The sequence below is a fragment of the Leuconostoc sp. BM2 genome (assembly GCF_002095565.1).
In the GTDB taxonomy this organism is placed as follows: domain Bacteria; phylum Bacillota; class Bacilli; order Lactobacillales; family Lactobacillaceae; genus Leuconostoc; species Leuconostoc falkenbergense.
This window is the reverse complement of sequence record NZ_MOWQ01000003.1, coordinates 104,489-110,665: the sequence shown is the minus strand read 5'-3', so window position 1 is coordinate 110,665 and position 6,177 is coordinate 104,489. Positions and strand designations below refer to the sequence as shown.

Below are 6,177 nucleotides of genomic sequence, written 5' to 3'. Positions count from 1 at the left end.
ATAGAGGACACACCTGTTCCCATACCGAACACAGAAGTTAAGCTCTATAGCGCCGAAAGTAGTTGGAGGATCGCTTCCTGCGAGGATAGGACGATGCGGTGCCGTACATAAGAAGAACGAGAGCAGTCAATTTAATTTGATTGCTCTTTTTGCTATACTATAGTCAATGTACTTTAGTAAGTAAATACGGTATAATGGATGTATCTTATGAATTTTGAGGGCAACGATGTATGGTTACACTTTTTTCATCGCCTAGTTGCACCTCTTGCAGAAAAGCTAAGCAATGGTTAGAAGATCACAATATTCCCTATATTGAGAGAAACCTGAACAAAAACCCCATTAATGCTAATGAGGTGAAAGAAATGCTTCGTTTGACTGAAGATGGTACTGAAGAATTAATTTCGACCAGATCCAAAATTTTTTCAAAATTAGCGGTTAATTTGGATGATATATCAATTAATACATTAATTGATTTAATTGTGGCATACCCTTCACTTTTGAAAAGACCAATAATTATGGATGACCGAAGGATACAAGTAGGCTATAATGAAGATGAGATTCGCCGTTTCTTGCCTCGAGACGTTCGTCAACGTGAACTTTTTCGTGCAACCTACAAAGCGGATTTTGAAGAAGCAGCAAAAGATTTAGTTGTTGAGGAGAGTTAATGTCTATTTTCCTTAAAACTATTATTTAAAATTTTAATTAGAAAGGTAGTGTGAATATGGAACGAGAGCGTATCAATGAAAACACAATTCGTGTAATGATCAATAATTCTGATCTTGAAGATCGTGGTATTTCTGTAATGGAATTGCTTGGCAATCATGATAAAATCGAGTCCTTCTTTTACAACATTCTTTCTGAAGTTGATACAGAGCATGATTTTGATGATGATGATCAAGTTTCATTTCAGATATTACCCAATCGTAATGGACTGGAACTATTTATTTCCAGATTAGATTCCGAAAATCAAGTTGGTGATATTCTTAATAACATTATGGATTTTGCAAATAAGAAAAATTCAGACATTGATGATATTTCAGATGAGCGTCGCACTGAATTGCGTCAATCTGACGACGGAAGTGTTAAACACCCAGTGATACCCAAAAAATCGGTTACAAAAAGTTCTAACAGCTTTGAGAAAACAATTACGATTAAATTATTTAGTTTTGAATCAGCTATTGCAATTGCCAAAACTTTTGACGCTAAAAATTTCATATCAGATCTGTACCGATATGATAACACCTTTTTCTTACAATTAACGCCTAAAAACGATGACTTTAGCTGGGAAGAACTGAAAGATAAATTGGCAATTGTCTTTGAATATGGTAATTTAAGTGATGTTAATAATGACGTGCTTAAAGAACATGGTGAACCAGTCATGGTAAAGAATGCTGTAGATCAATTAAATCAGTTATTTTAATTAGGCGCTTGCGCCTTTTTTTGATACAATAGTATAAGATTGATTTAGAGGAAGTATTATGACGAATATTTTAATGATGATGGCAACCGTTGTTGTGTTATGGATTTTGTTTGCATTTGGTGGATGGTTTTGGGTATTTGTGTCAGCCAAACAAAATGGCAAACTTTTAAAGCCGGAAGACTTTGCTGCTAAAATTGATGCGGACAACGGTCAAATAATTGATGTTCGTGAGAGCGAGCCGTATAAGCGCTCTCATATTATGGGTGCGCGCAATATCAGTGCCATGAATTTTTTGCAGGGTAAATCCGGCTTACGGCAGGATCGTGATATTTTTCTTTATGACGATAATTTGCGAAATGTGGTTCGTGTTGCCAAGTCACTAAAAAAACAGGGCTATGATAAGGAAAAAATCTTCATACTACGTGGTGGCTTTAGCCGTTATGAGGGAAAAAAGACGAAATAAAAAGAACCGCTTGCTAAGCGCGGTTCTTTTTAGTAACGTGATTGATGCGCAGCAACGCTACGACGAATAGCAGCTTTTGACACTTGATTATATGTCTCTTCCGCTTTCTCCTGTGGCTTAATCACAGTTTGACGATATCCCAATGCTGTACCTGCGGCAACGATGGCAGAACCAATTACGCCAACAATAACACCTAATCTAAATGATTTCATATTCTAAACACTTCCTTAAATTCTTAAGACTTCTTAAATACTATTATCGACTATTTTCTTTAATTTGTAAATAAAAAAGATTGGATAAATGATGACAGAAATTATTGCACATCGTGGCTATCGTCTAGTCGCACCCGAAAATACACTCCCTGCCTTTGAGGCAGCCTTAGCTTTTCACCCTGATATGCTTGAAATGGATGTTCATAGAACGCTGGATGGTAAATTAGTGATTATTCATGATGAGAAGGTAGACAGAACAACTAATGGAACAGGTTATGTCAAGGATTTGACATTAGCCGAAATTAAGGCGCTAGATGCTGGTAGTTATAAAGAACCCAAAATGTCAAATGTAACTGTGCCAACTTTATTTGAGTTTTTGACTTTCTTGAAAGAACAACAATTTAATCAAACATTGTTACTAGAAGTTAAAACAGATCATGTGACGTATCCTGGCATTGAATCCGAAATTTTAGATATGGTCGAAATTTTCAAGCCGAATTATCCTATTATCTATCAGAGTTTTAATTTGGAATCATTGAAAATAATTAGAAAACTAAAACCTGATGCCGAAATAGCGGCACTTGTATTTTGGGTGACGCCTAAAGTTTTATGGTTAAAATTTCGTGGGGTTTTTGATTACATTCATCCTGACATTAGAATACTAAATAGGAAACCCGCTTTTTTTTGGCGAAAAAATGCGCACATCCGACCTTGGACTGTGGATAAAGAAAGTGATATGAGACGTGTTTTTGAGGCTAATATTCCGGGAATTATTACTAACCAAGTGGCCTTGGCAGTTAAAATGCGTAAGGAAATACAAGAGCATGAATAAAATAATAGTCATTACCGGCCCCACTGCTTCAGGCAAGACAGGCGTGGCAATTCAGATAGCAGAGCAATTTCATGGTGAAATAGTGTCAGCGGATTCAATGCAAATTTATCGTGGCTTGGATGTAGGAACTGCTAAACCAACTGTTCACGAACAAGAAAAAATGCCACATCATCTCATTGATGTCGTGAATATGACAGATAATTTTTCCGTAGCTGAATTTGTTGCCCTAGCGGACGAAATCATAGAAGATATTAGCAATCGTGGTAAGTTACCAATCATTGTTGGTGGTACTGGTTTTTATCTGAAAGCATTGCTTGGGTTACAAGCATTGGAATACAGTCCCAATGATCCTAATTTGTCATCTGAATTAGCCAACAAAACACTACCACAATTAGTTGATGAATTAACAGAAATAGATGATGTTCTTGCTAAACGCGTTGATTTGAATAATAGGCAACGTGTGATTCGCGCAATTCAAATAGCACATCAAGGACATAAACAACAGACAACAGTAAAGCGGCCGACATATGATGCGCTGATTGTTGGATTAGATTGGCCACGCGAGACATTGTATCAGCGAATTAACCAACGTGTCACTAATATGGTAAGTGAAGGTGTTTTAAATGAAGCACAAGCGGTTTTAAACGCCGGTGGAGAGACTTTGCAGGCAGGGAAGGCCATTGGGTACAAGGAGTTTTTTGGTTACCTAAACGGTGAGGAAAAACTTGACGAAGCCGTAAAACAATTACAGCAAGATTCCAGACGGTATGCTAAAAGGCAATTAACCTATTTACGCCATCAATTACCGGGATTAATTTGGATAAAAGGTGAAACTGCCACACCTGACTTAAAAAAAATGATTCGCAACTGGTTATAGACAGCTGTGAATCATTTTTCATTGATAAACTAATAGTATTGAAAGCGCTAGTAGGAAAACGTAAATCATATTTTGCCAGTTGCCAATACGCGCTTTAACAAACTGTAAAACGAAAGCAAACATGCTAAGTATAAAAATAACAATCGTCGTAGCACCAACATGGTGACTTAGCAAAGCAGCCCAAAAGAGGCCAATTGACAACAAACTAAGTTTTCTGCCATCTGGATTTGGCATAATGATTGGGGTGAAGTAAAAGAAAAAGGCAAAAAACATCGGTAATAATTGAATAATAAACTTCTGCGTTAAATAATTATTTTCACTGTAAAAAATAGCAATTGGAATGGTAAAAGTGGCCAAGACACTCAGCAAAATTAATCCCAAAATATTTTGTAAACCCAGCCACAACTGTTGGACTCCAATAAAAAAAGCAACTAAGATGAGTAATAATAACCAAATTTCGTGACGTGCTTGAATAAGTGAGTTAAATGTGAATAAAATACTGAAAGCAAAAAATAAATAGCTTAACAAACTACGAAAATTTTGTGTCATCATGAGAGCTATGCCAATAGCTATTGTGATTGTGTAGCCAAATAAAGGTGCTAATGCCCACGTTAAGTCTCCCTCAAGGTCTTGCGTATGCATTAGCGGTAAGCGCCACCAAACGAGGTTGAGGGAGATAACAATCACAATCAGAGGGACCCAAAAACGCCAATCTTTCAATTTTGCCGGTGAAAAGTTTTCGAGGCTTCTCTTGTCTCTGGCATCTGTGCTCAAACGTCGTGGTAAAATGGTGCCATCTGGCATTCGTTGAGATAGATTTTGTTGTTGGTAGTAGTCTTGATCCATAGCTAATATTGTACCGTAAAAATGGACAAATGACGTATCGTTTTTATGACAGAATTGTATCATTATCAGCCAACTAATCCGAAAGCACACGTAAATAACCTATAAGTCGGTTGAATTATACAAGGAAGTTTGTTACAATTATCAGTACAATTTAAAACAGCTATCAAGAGCAGGCGAGTGATACAGCACTTTGACCCTGCACCAACCGGCGGTAAATTTAACAATTTGCAGTGTACGGTGGTAATTCTGTACAGATAGTCGTCACGTTAGCGTGTTCGACGATGTCGAGCGCGCTTTTTAATTTCGGCTTTAGCTTTTTATTTTGCAAAACTGGTGGCGACCTTACGCAGGAGAATATCAATGACAAAATTTTTCACTTCAGAGTCTGTCTCAGCTGGACATCCTGATAAAATTGCAGATCAAATTGCGGATGCAATTTTGGACGCTGTTTTGGCGCAGGATCCTTATGCACGATCAGCTGTCGAGGTGACAACATCAACGGGAGATGTATCAATTTTTGGGGAACTATCTACTAACGCATATGTTAATATTCGCCAAATTGCCACAGACACAATTAGAGAAATCGGTTATGATAAAGCAGAATTAGGTTTTACAGCAGATTCTGTTAATGTTTCAAATAAGATTGTTGAGCAATCATCTGATATTGCGCAGGCAGTAAATAATGCTGATGATGATCCCGAGCAATTAGGCGCTGGCGATCAAGGCATGGTGTTTGGCTATGCGACTAATGAAACAGATAGTTATTTGCCATTGACTTTGGCATTGTCACATCGTTTAATGCGTCGTATTCGTGATGTACGCGAATCTAATCAGCTAAGTTACCTCCGTCCAGATGCGAAAGGTGAAGTAACTGTTGAATTAAATGATGACAACCAAGTGCAACGGATTGCTGCAGTGGTTATATCGACACAACACAATGACGCAGTATCACTTGAGACGCTTCGTAAAGATGTCCGTGAGTTGGTAATCGATAAGGTTTTGCCACAAGAATTAGTTGATGATCAGACAAAATATTATATCAATCCATCAGGTCGATTTGTTTTGGGTGGACCGCAAGCTGATTCTGGGTTAACAGGTCGTAAAATTATTGTTGACACATATGGTGGTGCGGCGCACCATGGTGGTGGTGCTTTTTCTGGAAAAGATGCGACAAAAGTGGATCGCTCGGCCGCTTATTTTGCCCGCTATGTGGCTAAAAACATGGTTGCCGCAGGTGTAGCTGATCGACTTGAATTACAAGTTGCATATGCAATTGGTGTAGCTGAACCTGTTTCACTTAATGTTGAAACATTTGGCACTGCTAAAATTAGTGACAATAAAATTACTGAAATTATCACACAATTATTTGATTTCAGACCATTAGCAATTATTAATCACTTAGATTTACGTCGTCCTATTTATAAGCAAACTGCTGCTTTTGGTCATTTTGGTAGAACGGATATTGATTTACCTTGGGAAGCTTTGGATAAAGTTGAAGAAATTAAAAGCTTGCTCTAATTCATGTTA

The 6,177-nt window shown here is 37.5% G+C and carries 8 protein-coding genes, 1 rRNA gene and 1 riboswitch; of the genes, 7 read left to right on the top strand and 2 right to left on the bottom strand.

Going from position 1 to position 6,177, the window contains the following annotated elements; all coding sequences use genetic code 11:
• From rrf to BMG01_RS02250, 4 genes are all read left to right on the top strand, one after another.
• Positions 1–102 (top strand): 5S ribosomal RNA (gene rrf / locus BMG01_RS02265); the annotation flags it as partial.
• Positions 103–230: 128 nt separating this feature from the next.
• A complete protein-coding gene (gene spx, locus BMG01_RS02260) occupies positions 231–665 on the top strand; it encodes a transcriptional regulator Spx (RefSeq protein ID WP_036068072.1) in 435 nt (144 codons plus the stop codon).
• Between the two features lie 56 nt (positions 666–721).
• Positions 722–1,420, top strand: a complete 699-nt coding sequence (locus BMG01_RS02255; RefSeq protein WP_036068070.1) for an adaptor protein MecA — start codon at positions 722–724, stop codon at positions 1,418–1,420.
• 58 nt (positions 1,421–1,478) lie between these two features.
• Positions 1,479–1,883 carry a rhodanese-like domain-containing protein gene (locus BMG01_RS02250; protein WP_036068068.1) on the top strand — a complete coding sequence of 135 codons (405 nt, stop codon included), beginning with the start codon at positions 1,479–1,481 and terminating at the stop codon, positions 1,881–1,883.
• 29 nt (positions 1,884–1,912) lie between these two features.
• Here the strand turns inward: BMG01_RS02250 and BMG01_RS02245 are convergent, their stop codons facing one another.
• Complete coding sequence (locus BMG01_RS02245; RefSeq protein WP_036068066.1) at positions 1,913–2,095, bottom strand: DUF3042 family protein; 183 nt, start codon at positions 2,093–2,095, stop codon at positions 1,913–1,915.
• A gap of 91 nt (positions 2,096–2,186) precedes the next feature.
• Here BMG01_RS02245 and BMG01_RS02240 point away from each other — a divergent pair, with 91 nt between their 5' ends.
• Positions 2,187–2,927 (top strand): glycerophosphodiester phosphodiesterase family protein, encoded by a 741-nt coding sequence (locus BMG01_RS02240; RefSeq protein ID WP_143470301.1) that lies wholly within the window; start codon positions 2,187–2,189, stop codon positions 2,925–2,927.
• Positions 2,920–3,804 carry a tRNA (adenosine(37)-N6)-dimethylallyltransferase MiaA gene (gene miaA / locus BMG01_RS02235; RefSeq protein WP_036068063.1) on the top strand — a complete coding sequence of 295 codons (885 nt, stop codon included), beginning with the start codon at positions 2,920–2,922 and terminating at the stop codon, positions 3,802–3,804. The genes BMG01_RS02240 and miaA overlap by 8 nt, the downstream gene beginning before the upstream one ends.
• An 18-nt stretch (positions 3,805–3,822) precedes the next feature.
• Here the strand turns inward: miaA and BMG01_RS02230 are convergent, their stop codons facing one another.
• Positions 3,823–4,650, bottom strand: a complete 828-nt coding sequence (locus BMG01_RS02230; RefSeq protein WP_036068061.1) for a hypothetical protein — start codon at positions 4,648–4,650, stop codon at positions 3,823–3,825.
• 157 nt (positions 4,651–4,807) lie between these two features.
• Positions 4,808–4,911, top strand: a riboswitch (SAM riboswitch).
• Positions 4,912–5,010: 99 nt separating this feature from the next.
• On the opposite strand from BMG01_RS02230, the gene metK reads away from it, so the two are divergent.
• Positions 5,011–6,168 carry a methionine adenosyltransferase gene (metK, locus tag BMG01_RS02225; protein ID WP_036068058.1) on the top strand — a complete coding sequence of 386 codons (1,158 nt, stop codon included), beginning with the start codon at positions 5,011–5,013 and terminating at the stop codon, positions 6,166–6,168.
• Positions 6,169–6,177 lie beyond the last annotated feature (9 nt).

What these genes read in the sequence shown, in the direction of transcription:
- spx (WP_036068072.1), top strand. Translation starts at nt 231, where the DNA reads ATGGTTACACTTTTTTCATCGCCTAGTTGCACCTCTTGCAGAAAAGCT.
- metK (WP_036068058.1), top strand. Translation starts at nt 5,011, where the DNA reads ATGACAAAATTTTTCACTTCAGAGTCTGTCTCAGCTGGACATCCTGAT.
- BMG01_RS02255 (WP_036068070.1), top strand. Translation starts at nt 722, where the DNA reads ATGGAACGAGAGCGTATCAATGAAAACACAATTCGTGTAATGATCAAT.
- BMG01_RS02250 (WP_036068068.1), top strand. Translation starts at nt 1,479, where the DNA reads ATGACGAATATTTTAATGATGATGGCAACCGTTGTTGTGTTATGGATT.
- BMG01_RS02240 (WP_143470301.1), top strand. Translation starts at nt 2,187, where the DNA reads ATGACAGAAATTATTGCACATCGTGGCTATCGTCTAGTCGCACCCGAA.
- BMG01_RS02245 (WP_036068066.1), bottom strand. Translation starts at nt 2,095, where the DNA reads ATGAAATCATTTAGATTAGGTGTTATTGTTGGCGTAATTGGTTCTGCC.
- miaA (WP_036068063.1), top strand. Translation starts at nt 2,920, where the DNA reads ATGAATAAAATAATAGTCATTACCGGCCCCACTGCTTCAGGCAAGACA.
- BMG01_RS02230 (WP_036068061.1), bottom strand. Translation starts at nt 4,650, where the DNA reads ATGGATCAAGACTACTACCAACAACAAAATCTATCTCAACGAATGCCA.